This is a genomic window from Nocardia sp. bgisy134, from assembly GCF_057708325.1.
This window is the reverse complement of the sequence record NZ_JBYIRW010000006.1, coordinates 260,774-282,173: the sequence shown is the minus strand read 5'-3', so window position 1 is coordinate 282,173 and position 21,400 is coordinate 260,774. Positions and strand designations below refer to the sequence as shown.

21 protein-coding genes are annotated in these 21,400 nt (G+C 69.3%); 16 read left to right on the top strand and 5 right to left on the bottom strand.

Annotated features, from left to right (window positions below):
* The first annotated feature begins 236 nt into the window (after window positions 1-236).
* Window positions 237-1,622 carry an amidase gene (locus tag AC3ERS_RS13955; RefSeq protein WP_431967334.1) on the top strand — a complete coding sequence of 462 codons (1,386 nt, stop codon included), beginning with the start codon at window positions 237-239 and terminating at the stop codon, window positions 1,620-1,622.
* Between the two features lie 17 nt (window positions 1,623-1,639).
* On the opposite strand, the gene AC3ERS_RS13950 is transcribed toward AC3ERS_RS13955, so the two are convergent.
* From AC3ERS_RS13950 to AC3ERS_RS13940, 3 genes are all read right to left on the bottom strand, one after another.
* Window positions 1,640-2,524: a LysR family transcriptional regulator gene (locus AC3ERS_RS13950; RefSeq protein ID WP_431967332.1), complete on the bottom strand. Its 885-nt coding sequence runs from the start codon at window positions 2,522-2,524 to the stop codon at window positions 1,640-1,642.
* 470 nt (window positions 2,525-2,994) lie between these two features.
* The gene (locus tag AC3ERS_RS13945) at window positions 2,995-3,828 is read right to left on the bottom strand and encodes an SDR family oxidoreductase (RefSeq protein WP_431967330.1); all 834 of its coding nucleotides are present in this window, start codon (window positions 3,826-3,828) and stop codon (window positions 2,995-2,997) included.
* Window positions 3,825-5,432, bottom strand: a complete 1,608-nt coding sequence (locus AC3ERS_RS13940; protein ID WP_431967328.1) for an aldehyde dehydrogenase family protein — start codon at window positions 5,430-5,432, stop codon at window positions 3,825-3,827. Before AC3ERS_RS13940 ends, AC3ERS_RS13945 begins: the two co-directional genes overlap by 4 nt.
* Before the next feature lie 128 nt (window positions 5,433-5,560).
* On the opposite strand from AC3ERS_RS13940, the gene AC3ERS_RS13935 reads away from it, so the two are divergent.
* Window positions 5,561-6,874 (top strand): PucR family transcriptional regulator, encoded by a 1,314-nt coding sequence (locus AC3ERS_RS13935; RefSeq protein WP_431967326.1) that lies wholly within the window; start codon window positions 5,561-5,563, stop codon window positions 6,872-6,874.
* A gap of 7 nt (window positions 6,875-6,881) precedes the next feature.
* Here AC3ERS_RS13935 and AC3ERS_RS13930 read toward each other — a convergent pair whose 3' ends face one another.
* Window positions 6,882-7,130 carry a DUF2277 domain-containing protein gene (locus tag AC3ERS_RS13930; RefSeq protein ID WP_431967324.1) on the bottom strand — a complete coding sequence of 83 codons (249 nt, stop codon included), beginning with the start codon at window positions 7,128-7,130 and terminating at the stop codon, window positions 6,882-6,884.
* Between the two features lie 153 nt (window positions 7,131-7,283).
* Between AC3ERS_RS13930 and AC3ERS_RS13925 the strand changes: the two genes are divergently transcribed.
* A complete protein-coding gene (locus AC3ERS_RS13925; RefSeq protein WP_431967322.1) occupies window positions 7,284-8,120 on the top strand; it encodes a DUF1266 domain-containing protein in 837 nt (278 codons plus the stop codon).
* Between the two features lie 81 nt (window positions 8,121-8,201).
* On the opposite strand, the gene AC3ERS_RS13920 is transcribed toward AC3ERS_RS13925, so the two are convergent.
* Window positions 8,202-9,158, bottom strand: coding sequence for a hypothetical protein (locus tag AC3ERS_RS13920; RefSeq protein WP_431967320.1), 957 nt, complete (start codon window positions 9,156-9,158; stop codon window positions 8,202-8,204).
* 591 nt (window positions 9,159-9,749) lie between these two features.
* Here AC3ERS_RS13920 and ftsH point away from each other — a divergent pair.
* From ftsH to AC3ERS_RS13855, 13 genes are all read left to right on the top strand, one after another.
* Entirely contained in the window at window positions 9,750-12,161 is a 2,412-nt protein-coding gene (ftsH, locus tag AC3ERS_RS13915; protein ID WP_431967318.1) for an ATP-dependent zinc metalloprotease FtsH, read from the top strand.
* 149 nt (window positions 12,162-12,310) lie between these two features.
* Window positions 12,311-12,919 (top strand): GTP cyclohydrolase I FolE, encoded by a 609-nt coding sequence (folE, locus tag AC3ERS_RS13910; protein WP_431967449.1) that lies wholly within the window; start codon window positions 12,311-12,313, stop codon window positions 12,917-12,919.
* A 62-nt stretch (window positions 12,920-12,981) separates the two neighbouring features.
* Entirely contained in the window at window positions 12,982-13,809 is an 828-nt protein-coding gene (gene folP / locus AC3ERS_RS13905) for a dihydropteroate synthase (protein ID WP_431967447.1), read from the top strand.
* Window positions 13,806-14,243, top strand: a complete 438-nt coding sequence (gene folB, locus AC3ERS_RS13900; RefSeq protein WP_431967316.1) for a dihydroneopterin aldolase — start codon at window positions 13,806-13,808, stop codon at window positions 14,241-14,243. Before folP ends, folB begins: the two co-directional genes overlap by 4 nt.
* Entirely contained in the window at window positions 14,240-14,788 is a 549-nt protein-coding gene (gene folK, locus AC3ERS_RS13895) for a 2-amino-4-hydroxy-6-hydroxymethyldihydropteridine diphosphokinase (protein ID WP_431967314.1), read from the top strand. Before folB ends, folK begins: the two co-directional genes overlap by 4 nt.
* The gene (locus AC3ERS_RS13890; RefSeq protein WP_431967312.1) at window positions 14,785-15,261 is read left to right on the top strand and encodes a DUF3180 domain-containing protein; all 477 of its coding nucleotides are present in this window, start codon (window positions 14,785-14,787) and stop codon (window positions 15,259-15,261) included. The genes folK and AC3ERS_RS13890 overlap by 4 nt, the downstream gene beginning before the upstream one ends.
* A 178-nt stretch (window positions 15,262-15,439) precedes the next feature.
* Window positions 15,440-16,435: a DUF6779 domain-containing protein gene (locus AC3ERS_RS13885; protein ID WP_431967310.1), complete on the top strand. Its 996-nt coding sequence runs from the start codon at window positions 15,440-15,442 to the stop codon at window positions 16,433-16,435.
* Between the two features lie 273 nt (window positions 16,436-16,708).
* Window positions 16,709-17,641, top strand: a complete 933-nt coding sequence (locus AC3ERS_RS13880; RefSeq protein WP_431967308.1) for a Rossmann-like and DUF2520 domain-containing protein — start codon at window positions 16,709-16,711, stop codon at window positions 17,639-17,641.
* Between the two features lie 47 nt (window positions 17,642-17,688).
* Complete coding sequence (gene panC, locus AC3ERS_RS13875) at window positions 17,689-18,639, top strand: pantoate--beta-alanine ligase (protein ID WP_431967306.1); 951 nt, start codon at window positions 17,689-17,691, stop codon at window positions 18,637-18,639.
* A gap of 16 nt (window positions 18,640-18,655) precedes the next feature.
* Window positions 18,656-19,117, top strand: coding sequence for an aspartate 1-decarboxylase (gene panD, locus AC3ERS_RS13870; protein WP_431967304.1), 462 nt, complete (start codon window positions 18,656-18,658; stop codon window positions 19,115-19,117).
* A 29-nt stretch (window positions 19,118-19,146) separates the two neighbouring features.
* Window positions 19,147-19,941, top strand: coding sequence for a type III pantothenate kinase (locus tag AC3ERS_RS13865; RefSeq protein ID WP_431967302.1), 795 nt, complete (start codon window positions 19,147-19,149; stop codon window positions 19,939-19,941).
* Window positions 19,942-20,131: 190 nt separating this feature from the next.
* Window positions 20,132-20,728 (top strand): cysteine dioxygenase, encoded by a 597-nt coding sequence (locus AC3ERS_RS13860; RefSeq protein WP_431967300.1) that lies wholly within the window; start codon window positions 20,132-20,134, stop codon window positions 20,726-20,728.
* Between the two features lie 85 nt (window positions 20,729-20,813).
* Window positions 20,814-21,236, top strand: a complete 423-nt coding sequence (locus AC3ERS_RS13855) for a rhodanese-like domain-containing protein (protein ID WP_431967445.1) — start codon at window positions 20,814-20,816, stop codon at window positions 21,234-21,236.
* The last annotated feature ends 164 nt before the right edge of the window (window positions 21,237-21,400 follow it).

Sequence of the window (21,400 nt, the reverse complement as noted above, 5' to 3'; positions counted from 1 at the left end):
ATCCGCACTGTCGATCGCTGGGTGTACCGGATAAAATCCGCCACACCCGACGTCATCGTCCCCCGAGCGGTATCGGGAATGATAACTTGCGCCACAACAGCGGATCACCCGATTTCGACGACGATGCGACGGGGGCGAATCAGCACATGCACAACAAGGCTACGGCGGTAGCGGAGGGCTTGGCTGCAATCACCGAAACCGCTAGTACGGAAAAACCGTCCGCCCAGGAGGTACGCATGGGCGAGAGCGAGCCAGGGGGGCCGCATTCCGGCGGGGAAGCAGAGGCGCCGCGGGGGCCTGCGGCGGTCATCGCCGCGGCTGTGCGGGAGGGCTCGCTGAGGCCCACCGAGGTCGTCGACGCGGCTATCGAGCTCATCACCACCGAGGACGCGACAACGGGCGCGTTCAGCGTGGTGCGCGCCAAGCGCGCCGTCGCCGAGGCCATCGCGCTGGAGCAGCGCGAGGATCTGGACGTGCTGCCGCTGGCGGGCGTGCCGGTGGCGATCAAGCACAACATCCCGGTGACGGGCGAAACGGTGCTGTGCGGTTCGGCCGCGACCGACACCGGCGAGGCCACGGCCGACCACCCGGTGGTGCGCAGGCTGCGCGACGCGGGCGCCGTCGTCGTCGGACTCACCACGACCCCGGAGCTCGGGCTCTGGGCGACCACCGACGACCAGCACCGGACCGCCAGGAATCCGTGGGACATCACGCGCAGCACGGGTGGGTCCTCGGGCGGCGCGGCCGCGGCGGTCGCGGCGGGATTCGTTCCGGTGGCGCACGGCAACGACGGCCTCGGCTCGGTGCGCATCCCCGCGGCCAGCTGTGGCGTCTACGGAATCAAGCCGGGCAGGCACACCGTGCCCGCGGAGGTCGGCGTCGACTCGTGGGCCGGCATGGTGGAGAACGGCGTGCTCGCGACGACCGTCGGCGACGCCGCGCTCGCGCTATCGGTCATGGCCGCCCGTCCGGACCTAGCCGACCTGGAACCGCCCGGCCGACTACGCATCGCGCTGGTCGTCACACCGCCCTCCCGGCTGGCCCGCGTCGACCCGCACTGGGCCGCCGCCGCGCGCAAAGCCGCGGCCGTCGCAGCGGCCGCGGGACACCGGGTGGAGACGACCGCGCTGCCCTACGGCGACGCCGTACTCGCACTGCTGCTCCGCTGGCTGACGGTGGCGCTGCCCGAGGCCGCCACCCTCGCCCATCCCGAACGTCTGCAATCGCGCACCCGCCGTCATCTGGCGATCGGCCGCTTCGTCCAGCGGCTCGGGCTGGTGCGGGCCGCCCAGGTCGACCGCATCGAAGCCCGGCTGCTCGAATTCTTCGAAGACTACGACGTGGTGATCACTCCCACGCTGGCCACCGCGCCCCCGCGGGCGCGCGCCTGGCACCGCAGAGGCTGGCTCGCCAATGTGCTCACCGGCTTCCGCTTCTCGCCGTTCACGCCGATCTGGAATCTGGTCGGCTGGCCCGCCGCCTCCGTGCCGATGGGCATGCACCCCTACTCCGGCACGCCGGTCGCCGCCCAGCTGGCCGGTCCGCCCGGCAGCGAAGCCACCGTGCTGCGCCTTTCCGCCCAACTCGAACTGCTGCACCCCTGGCGGCGCACCGTGCGCTGACGGTGCGCCGGGAAACGTCAGCTGGCCAGTGGCTGCTGGGTGGAGAAGCCACCCTCGACGGCGCGCGCCGCGAATTCCAGGATGGTCGGACGAGCGTCGTCGGCCCGCCACGCGACCGCGAGCTCGCACGGGGCGAGTCCGATCAGCGGCCGCGCGGTGAGGCCCGGCCAGCGGTACATCGGCACGTTGTTCTCGGCGAGCAGGCAGACACCGAGACCGAGGCTCACGGCCTCCAGCTTGTCCTCGGGCGTGGCCGCCTCGGCGCCGATCTTGGGCTGGCGGCCGTTGCGCGCGTCGTTGCCCAGCCAGAAGTCGCGCACCGCGCCCGCCTCGGAGGGCAGCGCGATGAACGGCTCGTCGAGCAGGTCGGCGAAGTCGATGGCCTCCTGATCGGCCAGCGGGTGGTTCTCCGGTAGCAGCACCCAGCGCGGCTCGGTGCGCAGGACTTCCCAGCGGTACCGGTTCGGGTCCGGCAGCGGCAGCCAGACCAGGGCCAGGTCGGCCTGCCGACCGGCCAGACCGCTGGACGGGTCGGTCCAGGAGGCGGCGTGCAGCGCCAGCCGGTGGCCGCTGGCGCTCTCCAGGTCGTTGAGGAGTCCGCGGCCGAGCGCGGACTGGATGCCGACGCGCAGCACCTCGCCCGCCTCTTGCAGGGAGACGTTGGTGACCTCCCAGAGTTCGAGGATCTTGCGGGCGCCTTCGAGCAATTCCTTGCCTGCGACGGTCAGCGCGACACTGCGCTGGTTGCGGTCGAACAGGACCACGTCGAGCTGGCGTTCCAGCTGACGGATCTGACGCGACAGAGTCGGTTGTGCGATATGCAGCCGCTGAGCGGCGTTGGTGAAATGAAGTTCCTCAGCGACGGCGACGAAATACCGCAGGTCGCGCAAATGCGGGTCCATAGCCCCTTGCTATCAGAATCAGTCCTCAATTTCCAGCCTTATCAGGCCGAAAAGTTTGGATACGGGTGCCGAAACAGTCGGCAGGTTTGTTAGGGACAGCATATTGCCTGACGTGGTCATCTGCACCATCGGCTCGGCGAATTTCCGGCACCCGCCTCGGCATTGGCGCCGCCCGCATACCTTGGTCGCTTGACCAGCGCTTATGTTACAGATCCGTGATCTGCGTTGTGGACGGCCCCGCGCGATCCGCTAACTCAGTCACCGAACAGAAACCAGTCGCTGACCGGGTGGATCTTGTTACGGCCGAAATGAGTGATATTGGTCACAATTTGACCGTATGGTTGCATAGAACGAGTGACGGCGGCTGCCACCAGCCACCCCGCCGGGTGCGACATCCGGCACACATGACGAAGGCGCTGTGATCGACGGCAAACCGTGATCACAGCGCCTTCCGACCCGCCCGGGTGGCTTTACACGCCCCGTGCTCGTTCCTCGTAGGCCTTGCGCTTGTCGGCGTCCACGTCGTCGAGGAACGCGCGACTCGAGCCCAGCGCCCGCGCGATACCGTCGCCGACGGCTTCCGGCAGCAGGCCGACGACCTGGGAGATGATCCCGGCCACCGCGGTGACCCTGACCTTGGACCGCGGCGTCTCGATCAGCCCGACGATCGCGTCGGCGATCTCCTCCGGCTCGGCGGGCCGCAGCAGCTTCGGCGCGGACACACCGGAGCCGAGCTCGGTGTTGGTCAGCGTCGGCAGCACCGAGGAGAAACGCACGCCCGTGTCGCGGTACTCCTCGCGGAGAGTGTCGGTGAAGCCGAGCACCGCGTGCTTGCTGGCGTTGTAGGTGGCCAGCCCGGGGATGTGCGTCTCGCCCGCGAGCGAGGCGACGTTGATGACGTGCCCGCTGCGGCGCGGCAGCATCCTGGCCAGCGCCAGCTTGGAGCCGAGGATCACCCCGTAGACGTTGATGTCCAGGATGCGGCGGGTGATCTGATCCGGCTCGTCGACCAGCTTGCCGGTCGGCATGATGCCCGCGTTGTTGATGAGCACGTCGATCGGGCCGAGGGTGCGCTCGACCTCGTCCAGGAACGACTCGAACGAGTTCGCGTCGGTGACGTCGAGCTTGCCGTACAGCTCGAAGCCGCGCGCGACGCCGGATTCCTTGACGGTGGTCTCGTCGACATCGCCGATCGCGATCTTGGCGCCGAGCGCCTGCAACGCGCTGGCGGTGGCCAGGCCGATGCCGCGAGCGCCGCCGGTGATGACGACGACTTTGCCTCGGATCTTCGCCGGGTCGGTCACTTGTTGTCTCCCTTGAGCTTCAGCAGTGCGGGGATGTCGATGCGGCGCAGGCCGCGCGCGCCCGCGGCACGCATGGCGCCCAGCGCGGTGAGCAGCTTGATGTTCTGGTACGGGTACCAGAACAGTTCCTTCTGCTGGGTGGGCAGGATCGGCTTGGTGATCGCCTGCTGGCGGCAGTACTTGCGCACGCCGTTGGCACCGCCCCAGCGCGCGCCGACGCCGGACAGCCCCCAGCCGCCCATCGGCAGCGCGTAGCTGAACAGGTTGGCGAAGACGTCGTTGATGTTCACCGCGCCCGCGTTCAGCTGGCGGGCGATGCGCTCGCCGCGCTCCTTGTCACCGGTCCACACCGAGGCCGACAGGCCGTAGACGGAATCGTTGGCCAGCCGGATCGCCTCGGCCTCGTCGGCGACCTTCATCACCGGCAGCGTCGGGCCGAACGTCTCCTCGGCCACGCACGACATGCTGTGATCCACGTCGACGAGCACCGTCGGCTCGAAGAAGGTGCCCTGGCCGGTGCGCTTGCCGCCGGTGAGCACCTTCGCGCCCGCCGCGACCGCCTCATCGACGTGGCGCTGCACGATGTTCACCTGGTTCTCGTTGGCCAGCGCGCCCACGTCGTGCTTCAGCTCGCGACCGTCGATGCCCTGGCGCAGCGCCTGCACATTGGCGGTCAGCTTGGCGACGAACTCGTCGTAGACGGGCGCTTCGACGTAGACGCGCTCGACCGAGATGCACACCTGACCCGCGTTGAACATGCCGCCGAAGGCGATGCCGTGCGCCGCGCGATCGAGGTCCGCGTCGGCGAGCACGATGGCCGGATCCTTGCCGCCGAGTTCGAGGCTGTACGGAATCATCCGCTCCACACACGCCGCCGCGATCTTGCGGCCGGTAGCGGTGGAGCCGGTGAACTGGAGGTAATCGGCATTGCCGACCACGGCGGCTCCGGTCTCGCCCGCGCCGGTGACCACGGTGAACACCGGCGGCGCGCCGATCTCCGCCCAGCCCCTTGCCAATTCGAGCGCGGACAGCGGGGTGACCTCGGACGGCTTGAGGATCACCGCGGCGCCCGCGGCGAGCGCCGGGATCACATCCATCACCGGCATGGCCAGCGGGAAGTTCCACGGGGTGATGACGCCGACCACCGGGTACGGCCGGTAGGCGGTGGTGAGCTTCTTGACGCGGGCCAGCGGACTGTGCGGCGACGGGTGGTCGTCGGCGAGGAACTTGCCTGCGCGGCGCGCGTAGTAGCCGATCAGGTCGGCGCCGAAGGACGGATCGATGAGGGCGTCGGCGCGCGGCTTGGAGGTCTCGGACTGGAGCACGTCGGCGAGATGCTCGGTGTTGTCGATCAGCCAGTCCTGGAGTTTCAGCAGCCATTCCTTGCGGCCCTCGGCGCCGATGGCCTCCCACTCCGGCTGGTAGAGCCGCAGTTCGCGCACCTTCGCCGCGACCTCGTCGGCGCTCTGCGCGGGTACCGTGCCGACGATCTGGCCGGTGCCGGGATTGCGTACCTCGATGACGGCGGGCGCGTCCTTCTTCGCGACAGGTTTGCGCGCGGACGCCTTCTTCGCCGTGCTCGGCGAGGACTCGGTGTTGGTCACTGCTGTCTCCCACTGACGTTGTGTGCGCCCAGTCGCTCGGCGCTGTGAACCAGCTCACTGAACTATGATCGTGACACAATGGTGAGCGAGTTTCTTGGCCCATCTTGTCAAGCGGAACGGGTCGAATTGTGTCGAAAGTACAAAATGTCGAAGGTGCGTCCGGCGCTTCGGGACCGGGCGTTCGCGTCGGGCCGAACAGCGCGGTGGTGCGCGACTGGCTGGCCGACTACGTCTACGAGACGATGCGGACCGACACGCTCGATCAGGTCGTCGACCGGCTCGACGGCGCGATCGTCGCGCGGGTGCCGGAACTGGCCGATCGCGACATGAGCCGCGACCTCGCCGCGAGCACGAGGGCGCACGCCAGGACCATGCTGAGCGGGTTGACCAGCGACACATTCGAATTCGCGTTACCCGAGGAAGCGCACGCCTTCGCGCGCACCATCGCCCGCCGCGGCTTCGACCTGCGACTGCTGCTGCGCACCTACCACGCGGGCATGGAGGCGGTGCTCGACTACATGACCGACGCCGTCGAGCAGCGCGACGTACCGCAGGAGATCGAGCGCGCCGTCATGCTGCGGCTGTTCGACCGGTCGACCAAATGGGTCAGCATGTCGGTGGAACTGCTCACCGACACCTATATGGAGGAGCGTGAGCGGGTGCTGCGCGCGGCGCTGAACCGGCGCACCGAGACCGTGCACGCGCTGCTGTCCGGGGAGGACATCGACGCCGACCAGGCCTCGATCCGGCTCGGTTACCGGCTCGGCAGGCAGCATCTCGCTTTCGTGCTGTGGACCGACGAATCCGAACCCGGCGGTGACGGGGAGTCGACCGGGCTGCTCGACCGCGCAGCCGCGCGGGTGGCCGCCGAACTCGGCAGCGCGCTACTGCTCACCGTGCCCTCCGGGGCCAGCGGGATGTGGGCGTGGGCCGGTCTCGACGACGCGGCGCACGCCTCCGATCTCGCCGCTCCCGGCAGGCTCGAGAAGCTCCTCGCCGCCCACGTGTCCGCGCCGGTGCGGATCGCTGTCGGGGTGCCCGCCGCGCGGGCGGAGGGTTTCCGCTCCAGCCATCGGGAAGCGGTCGCGGCGCGGCACGTCGCGGAGCTGGCCCCCGGTGACGGGACGCGCGTCACCGCCTACCGCGATGTCGAGATCGCCTATCTCGCCGGAGCGGACGAGGCCGCCATGCGCGGCCTGATCCACCGCGAGCTGCGCGAGCTCGCCGGCTCCGACGCCAACGCGGTCCGGTTGCGCCGGACCCTGCACGCCTACCTCGCCAGTCATCGCAGCCCGGAGGCCACGGCGAAACTGCTCGGGGTACACAAGAACACCGTCCGCTACCGAATCCAGCGGATCGAGGAACTGCTCGGCCATCCGATCGAGCAGCGCAGCCTGCCGTTGGAGGTCGCGCTCGCCTGCGTGGAGGCCTACGGGGTCTAGGCCCTGTCTAGTCCAGCTCGGATCGCCGCACCGCCGGTTCGGTGGACGGCGCGATTGTGGTGTCCGGCAGCTCCGCGAGCAGCGTCGTTGTCGCCGCGGCGATGGTCGCCACCGCTTTGTCCACGGCCGCTTTGGTCGTGCTGCTGAGGCCGGAAACCCCACCGACCTTGCGCACGTACTGCAGTGCGGCAGCGTAGATTTCCTGCTCGGTAGCGGCAGGTTCCAGGCCACGCAGGACGGTGATGCTCTTACACATGCGTGCACAGTAGCCCTCTGTCCGCCGATGCGTCAGGGCAAGAAACAGGCGCGTCGAAATTCTCTCGCGAAGTTGGGGACATCGCTCGCGAAGATGCGGACGCGTCGGCGATAAGCACAGCCCAGAGCGGATCCATGGGGAACAATCGGAGGCATGCCACCCCGCGGTATACCCACGTTGACGACCTTCCCGTACGAAGAGCTCGACAAGCGGGAAGAGGACCACTGGTCCGGTGCCGCGATATCCGACGACGAGCTGCGCGCCCTCTCGCTCGGCGGTTTCTACTCCGCCCGCTGGGACGCCTTCCACGACGCCCTGCTGCTCGGTCCCGAACGGGAGCATCCGCTCGGTGATCGCAGGGAGCTGGCCATCGACACCCTCACCGGCGCCTGGGGCATCACCGACGGCACCGAGGCGCAGGCGTCGATGGAGCAGTTGCTGGACGGTATGCACGCTCCCCTTTACGCGATGGTGCATCCGCTCGTCATGGCGTCGATCAACGCCAGCGAACGCGACCGCTTCGGCGAACGCGCCGACCGGCATCGCGCGTTCCTGCGCCAGGTCGGCTCGTTCCGCGGCATGGACAACCCCGAGGCGCTGGTCCGCGACTACGACATCTGGTCCCAGGCCATCAAGATCGGCTTCACCGACCACCTGGCTCGCCCGCTGCCCACCGACATCCACGCCTGGGATCTGGCTCGCGTCGTCGCGGTCGCGCGCATGGCGTTCACGGCGGGCTATCTGGAAGCCGACGTGGCCTGGGGATACCTCATGCGCGCACTGCCGCTGGCGCAGCGCAAATACCGCAACTGGCGCCAGTTCGGCGACGCCTATCTCGCCGGCTGGACCTACTGGCAGGCCTGCGAGGACCTGGCCGAACTCAAGAACGGCGGCGTGGACCGGCGCATGGAACTGCTTCGGCTGTGGACCCGCCCGACCAGCCCCTGGCGCCGCATCGCGCTGAACGACAAGGGGCCGGACCAGGCGTGAGCGAACGTAGTGAGCGAACCATGTGCCAGCGCGCTCCGCGCATGCCTGAGCCGAGCGTCAGCGAGGCGCAGGCATGAGCGGTCAGGGAGTCGCTACGGAGTCCGGGAGGGAACGCAGGATTCCGCGGCCGTAGCGCTGGAACTGCCCGTCGTCGACCATGCCGAGCGAATGCCGCTCGACGAGCAGTTCCCATTCCGAATACAGCTGCGCCACACCGGGATCGGCGGGCCCGGCCGCGCCGTCGGCGGAGTCGCGGCGGACCGCGAAGTTCACCGCGCACGTCACCCGCTCGGTGTCGGCGCGGTCAGTGCCGGTGAAGTGCATGGTGAGGTTGCCGTCGTGCACCTCGACGCCGGTCTCGCCGCGTGCCGCGCCGATCTCGCCCGGCGCAACGGGCGCGCCCTCGGTGGACCTGGCCCACAGCACCGCCGGGATGGGCAGCTCGTGCGCGTAGCGGTCGCCCGGACCGATCGAGATGAACAGCAGGCGTCCTGTGGTCACGGCGAGCAGGCCGGGACCGGTGCCGACAGGCGGGTGCGCCACGGTGACCGCGGTCTCCAGTACGTACTCGTCGGCCGTGACGTAGCGATGCAGCGCCGCGATCGCGGGCTTGGCCTCCCGCCGCGGCGCCATCCTGCGCACCGCGCGATCCACGTCCGCGCGGGTCGGCCCGGTCTTGGTCCAGGTCGGCGCGGGCGGGCTCAGGTCGGGCGCCGCCACGTCGATGCGCTGGGCGGCCATGATCTGGTCGTTGATCCGCTCCACGATCTCGGCCGCCGCGGGCACGTCGTGCTCGGCGATCAGTACGGGAAGCGGCGTGCGGTCGGCGGGTACGCCCGTGAGCACCGGCGTCGGATAGCGCAGATAGATCTCGATGACGACGGCATCGTCCGCGCGTCGGCTGAGTCGTACCTTGAGCAGGTCGGTGACCGGCACGTCCAAGACGCGCTCGCCCTCGCTGCCCGGTCGCAGAACGATCAGCCGTCCGCGGCCGTGGCGCACTATCGCTGTGGGTGTCCGTAGCTCGACTATGTCCATACCCCCTGCGCTCTTGTCCGAGGTGCGGTGTTCCCGGGGCTCTTCGTCGTGATGCGAGCCGTCACGTCCCTGTGTCGCTCGCGCGCCGCTGTCGTCTCTGTTCCGCGGCGCCGCGTGCCCATCGTTCACACCGCTGTCTGGTATTGCGTGCGGTTGTATTGCGCGGTCTTCCCGAGGCCCTTCGGGGTCGTACACAAGCTGCCGCCTTCGTGCCCATCGTTCACGCCGCTGTGTTGTTTCGCGCGGCGCTCCCGGGGCCTTTTGGGGTCCGCCTCTGTGCCCGTCGGTCGCGCCGCGATGTTGTGTCGTCGCTCACGATAGGCCGAACATGCCATGATTGTGACCACTCGAGGTAAACCGGAGCGAGGAATCGGGAACCACCGTCGTCCTCCGACCGTTTACCTGTCGAACTGCACCAACTGCCGAACTGCGCGATGTATCGAGTAGACCGTACGCGGTAACGTGGCTTGTCCGCATCCGAACCCTCCCGGAATCGGGTAGGACCGGGCGGAATGCACCACGACGCGCCCGACGTTTCGCTAGGCAGAACCCGGAGACACCGGAAAGGACTGGCCGCCCGGCCTACGCTCTATGAACCGCAAGACAGTGTTCCGCACCCTGGCCATAGTCTCGGGCATCTTGCTCGTGATCTATGCGTTCAGCTACTTCGGCAATGACACGCGCGGCTGGAAGAGCGTCGATACCTCCGTTGCGTTGAGCCAGCTGGACGACAAGGGCAACGTCAAGAACGTCCAGATCGACGACCGCGAACAGCAGCTGCGCATCGAGCTGAACAACGGCAACGACGCGACCGGCGGCCAGAACAAGATCATCGCGAAGTACCCGGGCGGCGGTGAGACCTCGGCGCAGATCTTCGACGCCGTGCAGAAGTCCGGCGCGCCCTACAACACCGAGGTCAAGCAGGAGAGCTGGTTCACCCAGATCCTGCTGTTCGTGCTGCCGATGGTGATCCTGCTCGGCCTGTTCATCTTCGTGATGGCCCGCATGCAGGGCGGCGGCCGCGGCGGCATGATGGGCTTCGGCAAATCCAAGGCCAAGCAGCTGTCCAAGGACATGCCCAAGACCACGTTCGCCGACGTGGCGGGCGCCGACGAGGCCGTCGAAGAGCTCTACGAGATCAAGGACTTCCTGCAGAACCCCGTGCGCTACCAGGCGCTGGGCGCGAAGATTCCCAAGGGCGTTCTGCTCTACGGCCCGCCCGGCACCGGTAAGACGCTGCTCGCGCGCGCCGTCGCGGGCGAGGCGGGTGTGCCCTTCTTCACCATCTCCGGTTCGGACTTCGTCGAGATGTTCGTCGGTGTCGGCGCCTCCCGCGTGCGCGACCTGTTCGAGCAGGCCAAGCAGAACAGCCCGTGCATCATTTTCGTCGACGAGATCGACGCGGTCGGCCGCCAGCGCGGCGCCGGCCTCGGCGGTGGTCACGATGAGCGCGAGCAGACGCTGAACCAGCTGCTCGTCGAGATGGACGGCTTCGGCGACCGCACCGGCATCATCCTGATCGCCGCGACCAACCGCCCCGACATCCTCGACCCCGCGCTGCTGCGCCCCGGCCGCTTCGACCGGCAGATCCCGGTAAGCAACCCCGACCTGGCCGGTCGCCGCGCGATCCTGCGGGTGCACTCGCAGGGCAAGCCGATCTCCACCGAGGCCGACCTGGACGGCCTGGCCAAGCGGACCGTCGGCATGTCCGGCGCCGATCTGGCCAACGTCATCAACGAGGCCGCGCTGCTCACCGCACGCGAGAACGGCGCGGTCATCACCGGTGAGTCGCTGGAGGAATCCGTCGACCGCGTGATCGGCGGCCCGCGCCGCAAGAGCCGCATCATCAGCGAGCACGAGAAGAAGATCACCGCCTACCACGAGGGCGGCCACACCCTGGCGGCCTGGGCGATGCCCGACATCGAGCCGGTCTACAAGGTCACCATCCTGGCCCGCGGCCGCACCGGCGGCCACGCCATGACGGTGCCCGAGGACGACAAGGGCCTGATGACCCGCTCGGAGATGATCGCCCGCCTGGTCATGGCGATGGGCGGCCGCGCGGCCGAGGAACTGGTGTTCCACGAGCCGACCACCGGCGCGTCCTCCGATATCGACCAGGCCACCAAGATCGCCCGCGCGATGGTCACCGAGTACGGCATGAGCGCGCGCCTGGGCGCCGTCCGCTACGGCCAGGAGCAGGGCGACCCGTTCCTCGGCCGGTCGATGGGCATGGGCTCGGACTACTCACACGAGGTCGCACGCGAGATCGACGAGGAGGTGCGCAACCTCATCGAGGCCGCGCACACCGAGGCGTGGGCGATCCTGAACGAGTACCGCGACGTGCTCGACGACCTGGCCACCGCTCTGCTGGAGCGCGAGACCCTGCACCGCAAGGATCTCGAGGAGGTCCTCGCCGCGGTGGAGAAGCGCCCGAGGATCACCGCGTTCAACGACTTCGGCGAGCGCGTCCCCTCGGACAAGCCGCCGGTGAAGACGCCGGGCGAGATGGCCGCCGAACGCGGCGAGTCCTGGCCGCCGGAGCCGGTGCAGCCGTCGCTGGCCGCCGCCACTCAGCGGGAGGCCGTGCCCGCCAACGGTTATCCGCAGGACGGCGGCCGCCACCCCGAGCCGCAGTACGGCTACCCGGGCCAGCCCGCGTCCGGCGGCTACCCGGCGCCGCATGCGCCGACCCAGGCGTACCCGCGTCAGGGCGGCACGCACGGCTCGCGTCCGGACTACGGCGCTCCGGCCGGTTGGTCGGCCCCGGGCTGGCCGCCGCGGGAGGAATCGCAGCAGCCCGCCGGCCAGCCGGGTTACGGCGGCGGCTGGAGCGAGCCGGGCGAGTCCCGGCACGGCTACCAGCCGTGGAGCAACCCGCAGCAGGACGCTTCCGGCCAGGAGCGCGGTGGCTACGGCCACGACGGCTACGAGGAGCCGGGTCGTTCCAGCCAGCGCGGCGAGGGCGAGAACCATGAGTGGGATGGACCGAACGGACGGCGCTGAGCGGGCGCCGATTACGCTCGACCATCGGGGTGCCGAGTGATTGCCGGCGCCCGAGATTTTGGAGGTGTCCTCGATTGTCGGCCAACAACCAAGCCGTCGGCTCGGCGCTCAACGGTCGCGACGAGGTCGAGCGCTACGATTCCGCGCCTGTGCCGACCCGGTCCGAACTGGTCGCACTCGAGACGGGGCGGCCGTTCGACCAGGACCGGGCCGAAGCTGCCGTTCGGGAATTGCTGATCGCGATCGGTGAGGATCCGGACCGTCCCGGCCTGATCGAAACGCCCGCCCGCGTGGCGCGCGCCTACCGCGAGACCTTCGCCGGGCTCTACCAGGAGCCGGACGCGGTGCTGAACACCACGTTCGACGAGGGACACCAGGAGCTCGTGCTGGTGCGCGACATTCCGATGTACTCCACCTGCGAGCATCACCTGGTGTCCTTCCACGGCGTCGCCCACGTCGGGTACATCCCGGGCGAGCACGGCCGGGTCACCGGCCTGTCCAAACTGGCCAGGCTGGTCGACCTCTACGCCAAACGTCCGCAGGTGCAGGAGCGGCTGACCAGCCAGATCGCCGACGCCATCATGCGCAAGCTGGAGCCGCGCGGCGCGATCGTCGTGGTGGAGGCCGAGCACCTGTGCATGGCCATGCGCGGCATCCGCAAGCCGGGCGCGAGCACCACCACGTCGGCCGTGCGCGGCCTGCTGCAGACCAACGCCGCCTCGCGCGCCGAGGCACTCGAACTGATCCTGCGCCGGTGAGGGAGGCCGCGGTGTCCGGTCGCACGAACGTCATAGCGCGCGGCGGCCGCCGCTGCGTGGTGATGGGCGTCGTGAACGTCACCAGCGATTCGTTCTCCGACGGTGGGCGCTATCTCGATCGTGGCCTCGCGATCGAGCACGGCATCGAGCTGTACCGGGCGGGCGCCGACATCATCGACGTCGGCGGTGAGTCGACCAGGCCGGGCGCGGACCGCGTCGACCCGGAGACCGAGGCGGCCAGGGTCGCGCCGGTCATTCGCGGTCTGGTGGCGGCGGGCGTGCCGACCAGCGTGGACACCATGCGGGCGAGTGTGGCCGAGGCGGCGCTGAACGCGGGCGTCTCGGTGATCAACGACGTCTCCGGCGGTCGCGCCGATCCCGAGATGGTGAAAGTCGTTGCCGCCGCTGATGTTCCGTGGATCCTCATGCACTGGCGGGCGGGCGCGGACTACCGGCACACCGGCCCAGCGGATCACTACGACGACGTCGTGGCCGAGGTGCGCGCCGAGCTGACCGCGCAGGTCGAGCTGGCCGCCGCCGCGGGGGTCGACCCGTCGCGGCTGATCCTCGATCCCGGTCTCGGTTTCGCCAAGAACGCCGACCACAACTGGGCGCTGCTCGGCGCGCTGCCCGAATTCGTCGCCGACGGCCTGCCGATACTCATCGGCGCTTCACGCAAACGCTTCCTCGGCGCCCTGCTCGCCGACGCCGACGGCCCGCGGCCGCCGGACGGCAGGGAGGTCGCCACCGCCACGGTCTCGGCCCTGGCCGCTCTGCACGGCGCCTGGGGAGTTCGCGTGCACGACGTGCGCGCCTCGCTGGACGCGATCGCCGTCACCGACGCCTGGCAGCGTGCCGCCCGGCCGACCTCGCGAGGAGCCCTCGGATGAACCCGCCCACCGCACCGGTGACCCACGAGGGCCGACCGGGGGAGCATCGCGCTCTACCGTCCGGGCCGGACCGGATCGAGCTGCGCGGGTTGCGCGCGTTCGGACGCCACGGGGTCTTCGAGCACGAGCGCCGCGACGGCCAGGAGTTCGTGGTCGATCTCACCGTGTGGGTGGATTTCACGGCGGCCGCGGCCTCCGACGACCTGGCCGCCACGGTGGATTACGGCGCGCTGGCCGAGCGTGCGGTGCGGATCGTGCAGGGCACACCGCGCAATCTGATCGAGACGGTGGTCGCCGAGATCGCCGACGATGTGATGACCGATCCGCGCATCCGTGCGGTGGAGGCGGTGGTGCACAAGCCGTCGGCCCCCATCCCGCACACCTTCGCCGATGTTCGCGTGGTGACCGCACGCGTCCGCGAGGGCGCCGAATGAGTCGCGCCGTCCTGTCGATCGGCTCGAACATGGGGGATCGCCTCGCGCATCTGCGCAGTGTGGTCGACGGGCTCGCGGATCGCGTCGTCGCGGTGTCGCCGGTCTACTCGACCGCGCCGTGGGGCGGCGTCGACCAAGGCGATTTCCTCAATGCCGTAGTGCTGGTGGACGATCCGGAGCTGGACTGTCTCGGCTGGCTGCGCCGTGGACAGGAATTCGAGCGGGCCGCGCACCGGGTGCGCGAGGTGCGTTGGGGCGCACGCACTCTCGACGTGGACGTGGTGTGGTGCGCCGAGCCTGGTCCGTCGGGGCCGGTGCCGTGCGTCAGCGCCGATCCGGAGCTGACGCTGCCGCATCCGCAGGCGAACAACCGAGCCTTCGTGCTGATCCCGTGGCTGGACGTGGAACCCGAGGCGCGGCTGACCGTCGAGGGCGTGGACCGGCCGATCCGGGAATGGCTCGCCGCGCTCGCCGCCGACGAGCGCGCAGGCGTGCACCGGACCGAGCTGTCGCTGCACCGGACCGCGGGGGGAGCCGCGTCGTGAAACTCAAGCCGACCCGTGCGCTCGATCTCGGGGCCAACGTGCTGATCGCCGCGGTCGTCGCGTGGATCGCCACCAGGGTCGCCTACGCGAACTTCCCGCCGATCTCCGTCTACGCGGGCGCTTCGCTGTATCCGGTGGCCGCCATCGAGGTGGCGCTCGCCTTCGTCATCCGCGCCAGGGTCAACGACCAAGAGATCGGGGACGGTCGGCACCAGCTGCATCCGATCACCGTGGCGCGCGCCGTGGCGCTGGCGAAGGCGTCGCTACAGGTGGGTTCGATCGCGGCAGGCGTCTGGCTCGGTTTCCTGTGCTGGGTCTTCCCGCAGCGCGGCACCCTGCGCGCGGCCGCCGCCGATTCGCCCGGCGCGATCGTCGGCATGCTGGCAGGCATCGCGCTGGTGGCCGCCGCGCTGTGGCTCGAGTATTGCTGCCGGGCGCCCGACGAGCCGCCGGACGAACCGGCAACTACTTAGCGAATATTCCGAATGGAAGCGACAGACCAGTTTCTGGGCGTGGACCGCCAACCCCGCTACCCTGGCGTGCATGGTTTCACCCTCCCGTAGCAGCACTTCCCGTCCACGACGGGATCAAGCGGGAAAACTGTTCGTCGGCGCTGTGATACTGCTCGGTCTGATTGCCAGTGTTTTCCTGGTGTTCAGCAATAGCCTGCAGTTCATCAGGATCGGTCTGATCGCCGCCCTGTGGGCGGCCGCGATCGGCGCGCTGGCCGCCACCAAGTACCGCAAAGACGCCGATGTCGACAAGGCGAAGGTGCGTGATCTGCAGACGGTGTACGAACTGCAGCTCGAGCGCGAGATCACCGCGCGGCGTGAATACGAGCTCGGGGTCGAGACCAGGGTGCGCGAGGAAGTGGGCGCCGACGCGGCGGAGATGGCCGCGCTGCGGGCCGAGTTGACGGTGTTGCGGCAGAGTCTGCAACGCCTCTTCGACGGCGATCTGCCGATGGATCGCCCGGCACTGCGCGCCGATGCCACCCGAATCCAGGAGCTGACGAGCGGTTACGGCGATCCGGCGAACGATAGCTCCGCGAATGCCAACGGATGGGCCGGTCCGCACCAGCAGCACTCGCGCAGCGCGGTGACCCCGATCTTCGAACCCGGTCACCCGGCGCCCCCCGTCTTCGCAAGTCCCTTCGACGAGCCGGTCACCGCCGAGACCGCGGTCGTCTCGGTCGACGACTACCCGGAAGACGACTACTCCGAAGCCGATTACCCCGAAGGCGACTACCGCGACGACGAGTACGCCGACTACGAGGACGCCGGATACCCGAACGCCCAGTACCAGAACGGGTACCGGAACGACGCGACCGACCACCGCACCCACACTCCCGAGCAGGCGAGCGTCCCCGGCGGCTGGTCCGACGCCTTCACCGACCCGGTCGAGCGCCAGGAAGCGCCCGCCGAATCGTCCGTCCCGCCGCGCCTCCCCCCGATGGACGGCGACTCCGCCCCGCGCCCGACCATCGGACCACTACCCACCCCGCAGCCCGCACCCACCGTCGGCACCGCGAGTTCCCGCCGTCGCCGCCGCGTCGACCCCGACACCGACTCCGGCAACGCCTCCCGCCGCCTCTCGGTCGCGGAGATCATGGCCAACCTCCAGTCGGAACAGAACGGCCACGGCTGACAACCTTCACGACCGTTGGCAAGCGACACGAACGCTGCGCACGCCAGTCGCGAAACCTAGGAACAAACAGGCCGACCCCCGGACTCCCAGCCACCCCCAGGGCGAGTCTTACGAACCCGCGCGCGCCAGCGCGCCAAAGACACTGTTCTTCAAATCACGGTCGGGGGGCATGGCATCGGCAAACTTCGGGCCGATATCCTCGGGTCGTAACGTCTGGTACCCGCGGCGCGGGACTGGAACGACATCGAGAGGACAGTGTTGACCTCGAGAAGTGTGACTTCTGACAACGCGGCTTCGGGCTTCGACCCTGCGCCCGCACGCCTGACGGTGGGAATCGTCTCGGCGGGACGAGTGGGTTCCGCGCTCGGCGCCGCGCTCGAGCGAGCCGGGCACGTCGTATTCGGCGTCTCGGCCATTTCCGATGCCTCCAAGCATCGTGCCCGGCTCCGGCTGCCCGATTCGGAGATCCTGCCGGTCGAGGAGGTCGCCGCGCGCAGTGAGCTGTTGCTGCTGGCGGTGCCCGATACCGAGCTGGCGGGGCTGGCGCGCGGTCTGGCGTCCGCGGGCGTGGTGCGGCGCGGCACCATCGTGGCGCACACGTCGGGCGCGAACGGCGTCGGCGTGCTCGCGCCCTTGGCCGAGGTCGGCGCGCTGCCGCTGGCGATCCACCCCGCGATGACCTTCACCGGCCACGACGAGGACATCAGCAGGCTGGGCAATGCCTGCTTCGGCATCACCGCCGCCGACGACATCGGCTATGCGATCGCGCAGTCGCTGGTGATCGAGATGGGCGGCGAGCCGGTGCGCGTGTCGGAGGAGCACCGGGCGCTCTATCACGCGGCGCTCGCGCACGGCAGCAATCATCTGGTGACGGTCGTGCTCGACGCGGTGGACGCGTTGCGCGAGGCACTGTCCGGTCCCGGTCTGCTCGGGCAGCAGATCGTGGACGACCAGCCGAACGGCTTGGCCGAGCGGCTGCTCGCCCCGCTCGCGTCGGCGGCGCTGGACAACGCGCTGCGCCGCGGCCAGGCCGCGCTGACCGGCCCGGTGGCGCGCGGTGACGCCGAGGCCGTCGCGGCCCACCTCGACGCCATTGCCGCCGTGGACGGCAGGCTCGCCGCCGGGTATCGCGCCATGTCGCTGCGCACCGCCGAACGAGCCAAAACCAATCCCGCCCTGATCGAGCTTCTGGAAGGACGCCGTTGATGGATCCGAAGTTGCCCGGCGCGAGCGACGGGCCCGGAGGAGGCAGCATGCGTAACCACGGAGGGCCCCGGGAGCGCCGAATCGAGCAGAGCGCCTACCGGGCCGGCGAACTGACCGTGCACCACGACCCGAGCGTGGTCGCCGCGGTGGCGAAGGCGTTGCGCGGCGTCGGCCGCACCGTCGGTCTCGTGCCGACCATGGGCGCGCTGCACGAGGGACACCTGGAGATCGTGCGCCGCGCGAAGCGGACCAATCAGGTGGTGATCGTCTCCGTCTTCGTGAACCCGCTGCAGTTCGCCGCGAACGAGGACCTGGACAAGTACCCGCGCACCCTGGACGCCGACGTGGAGCTGCTGCGCGCCGAGGGCGTCGACCTGGTGTTCGCCCCGAGCGCGTCGGACATGTACCCCGACGGTCCGCGCACCACGGTGCAGCCCGGCCCGGTCGGCGCGGAGCTGGAGGGCGCGAGCCGCCCGACGCATTTCGCCGGCATGCTCACCGTGGTGGCCAAGCTGCTGCAGATCGCGCGGCCGAGCGAGGCGTTCTTCGGCGAGAAGGACTACCAGCAGCTCACGCTGATCCGGCAGATGGTGCGCGACTTGAACTTCGACGTGAAGATCGTCGCGGTGCCGACCGTGCGCGAGCAGGACGGTCTCGCGCTCTCCTCGCGTAATCGCTATCTCGATCCGGCGCAGCGCGAGGCCGCGCTCGCCCTCTCCGCGGCGCTGTCGGCGGGCAGGCACGCGGGCGGCCTGGGCGCCGAGGGCGTGGTGGCCGCCGCCCGCGCCGTGCTCGATGCCGTGCCCGGCGTCGACGTCGACTACCTCGAGGTGCGTTCCTCGACCCTCGGCCCGGCCCCTGTCTCCGGCAATGCCCGGTTGCTGGTGGCCGCCAAGGTCGGCGCCACCCGGCTGATCGACAACGTCGCCGTCACCCTCGGCGCCCCGATCGACGGCCACCCCACTCTCGCATCCCAGCCGGAACCGGCAGCTTTCTAGAAAGGCGACGACGAAGATGTTGCGCACCATGATGAAGTCCAAGATCCACCGCGCCACCGTGACCCACGCCGACCTGCACTACGTCGGCTCGGTGACGGTGGACCAGGATCTGCTGGACGCCGCCGATCTGCTCGAGGGCGAGCAGGTCTGCATCGTCGACATCGACAACGGCGCCCGCCTGGAGACCTACGTGATCGCGGGTGAGCGCGGTTCCGGCGTCATCGGCATCAACGGCGCCGCCGCGCACCTGGTCCACCCCGGCGACCTGGTGATCCTGATCGCCTACGGGATGATGGACGAAAAGGAGATCGCCGAATACGACCCCAAGGTCGTCTTCGTCGACGAGCGCAACCGCCCGATCGAGCTCGGCTCCGATCCGGCGCACGCCCCTGAGGGCTCCGGCCTCACCTCGCCACGCTCGCTGCGCTCACCCGCCCCGCCGGCTTCGCCGGCTGCCATCCCCGTGGTTTTCGCCTGACGGCGCCGAATTCGAAAGTCGGGTGAGCAATGCTGCTGACCATCGACGTCCGCAACACCAGCATCGAGCTCGGCCTGTTCTCCGGCAGCGGCTCGCACGCCAAGCTGGCGCGGCACTGGCGGATGCACACCAATCCACTGCTGACCGCGGACGAGTTCGCCATGCAGGTGCGCGGACTCGTCGGCGCCCAGCTGGACGAGGTGATCGGCGTCGCGGCACTGTCGACGGTGCCGCCGGTGCTGCACGAACTGCGCGCCATGCTGGAGCGGTACTGGTCGCACGTGCCGAACGTGGTCGTGGAACCCGGTGTGCGGACGGGCATTCCGCTGCTGGTGGACAATCCGAAGGAGATCGGCGCGGACCGGATCGTGAACGCGCTCGCCGCCCAGCAGCGCTTCGGCTCGGCCGCGATCGTGGTCGATTTCGGCACCGCGACCACCGTGGACCTGGTCTCCGCCAAGGGCGAGTTCCTCGGCGGCGTCATCGCGCCGGGCGTCGCCATCTCCAGTGAAGCGCTCATCGAGCGAGCCGCGCTGCGCCGCGTCGAGCTGGCGCGCCCGCGTTCGGTGGTCGGCAAGAACACCGTGGAGGCGATCCAGTCCGGTGCGGTATTCGGATTCGCCGGGCTGGTGGACGGTCTGATCGACCGGATCCGCGACGAACTCGACGCCTTCGCGGGCGACGATGTGGCCGTGGTCGCCACCGGCATCAGCGCGCCGTTGATCGTGCCGGAATCGGAGACGATCGAACACCACGAGCCGCACCTGACGCTGACCGGCCTGCGCCTGGTCTACGAACGCAACCAGCAGCGCCGCAAATCCTGATCGCGGAACCCGGGGTGGGGTGTGGATCACCCCGGGAGGGACTGTTGCTCCCGCGAACACCGCTGCTAGACTCGCCGACGTGTCTTTCCGTGTGAGCACCCAGGAGTGTTGTCGAGGCTGATTCCGGCCTCGACCGATCGAGGCCGACCGCGAGTCCCTCGACCGATCCCCACCTCCTGGAGATGCGCTCATGCGTTCCTCTGTTCTTTCCCTTACGTCAGCACGTGACAGCCTGTCGGCCCGGCCGCCGGTGGATCGCGCAGTTGCGCCCGCACTCCCGACCCGGCTTCGCCCCGCCGATCTGCTCCGGCTGACCGACGAGGGCGCCGAGGACGTGCTCGCGGGCCGCTACGACCATCTGCTGCCCACGGGCGGCGTCTGGCCCGCCGACGAGCGCTGGGCGACCCGGCTGCTCTCCGACGACGAGGTCGACGTCTGGCTGATCAGCTGGACGCCGGACAAGTCCACCGAATTGCACGATCACGCCGGATCGCTGGGCGCGCTCACCGTGCTCAGTGGCGCTCTCTCGGAATTCCGTTGGAATGGAACGGAATTGCGCAGCCGCACGCTGACCGCGGGCGATCAGGCTTCTTTCCCCATCGGCTGGGTGCACGACGTGATGCGCGCACCGGCCGCCGCGGAATCCGCGGGCCCGCTCGACCCGACGCTGAGCGTGCACGCGTATTCCCCGCCGCTGACCGCCATGTCCTACTACGAGGTGACCGGCCACGGCACCCTGCGGCGCACCCGAACCGTCCTCACCGACCAGCCCGAAGGTGATATCTGATGAGCGAACGAAGTGAGCGAACCATGAGTCAGCGCGCCTTGCGCATGCCGGAACCGAGCGCCAGCGAGGTGCAGGCATGAGCAGTTTGACCATCGATCAGATGCTCGACAACGCGCGTGCTCAACTCGACAGGATCTACGCGTTCGAATTGCCCGCGGCGCTCGCCAGGGGCGCCATTCTGGTGGACATCCGTCCGCAGGCGCAGCGGGGCCGGGAGGGAACGCTGCCCGGCGCCTTGGTGATCGAACGGAATGTGCTGGAATGGCGGCTCGATCCGACCAGTTCGGCGCGTTTGGCACTGGCCGCGGATCACGATGTGGAATGGATCGTCGTCTGCTCCGAGGGTTACACCTCCAGCCTGGCCGCCGCCTCGCTGCAACAACTCGGGCTACACAGGGCCACCGATCTGATCGGCGGTTACCAGGCGCTCAAGGCGGCGGGCCTGCTCACCATTGCCAGCCGGGCGCCGCACTTCGCTCGTGAGGTCACCTCGCTCGCCTCGTTGTAATTCACCGCGCGATTCCTTCTATCTCGAAATAGGAGGTAGCGCAATCGGTTTCGGTTTTCCGGCGGCTTTCGTTCCGAAGGCGGCCCGCTGAAACGCGCCCGGGGTGCGTGCCGAAAACCGATGCCGATTCGTTACTATCGGGCGGAGCCCGGGCAGGCCGCAAA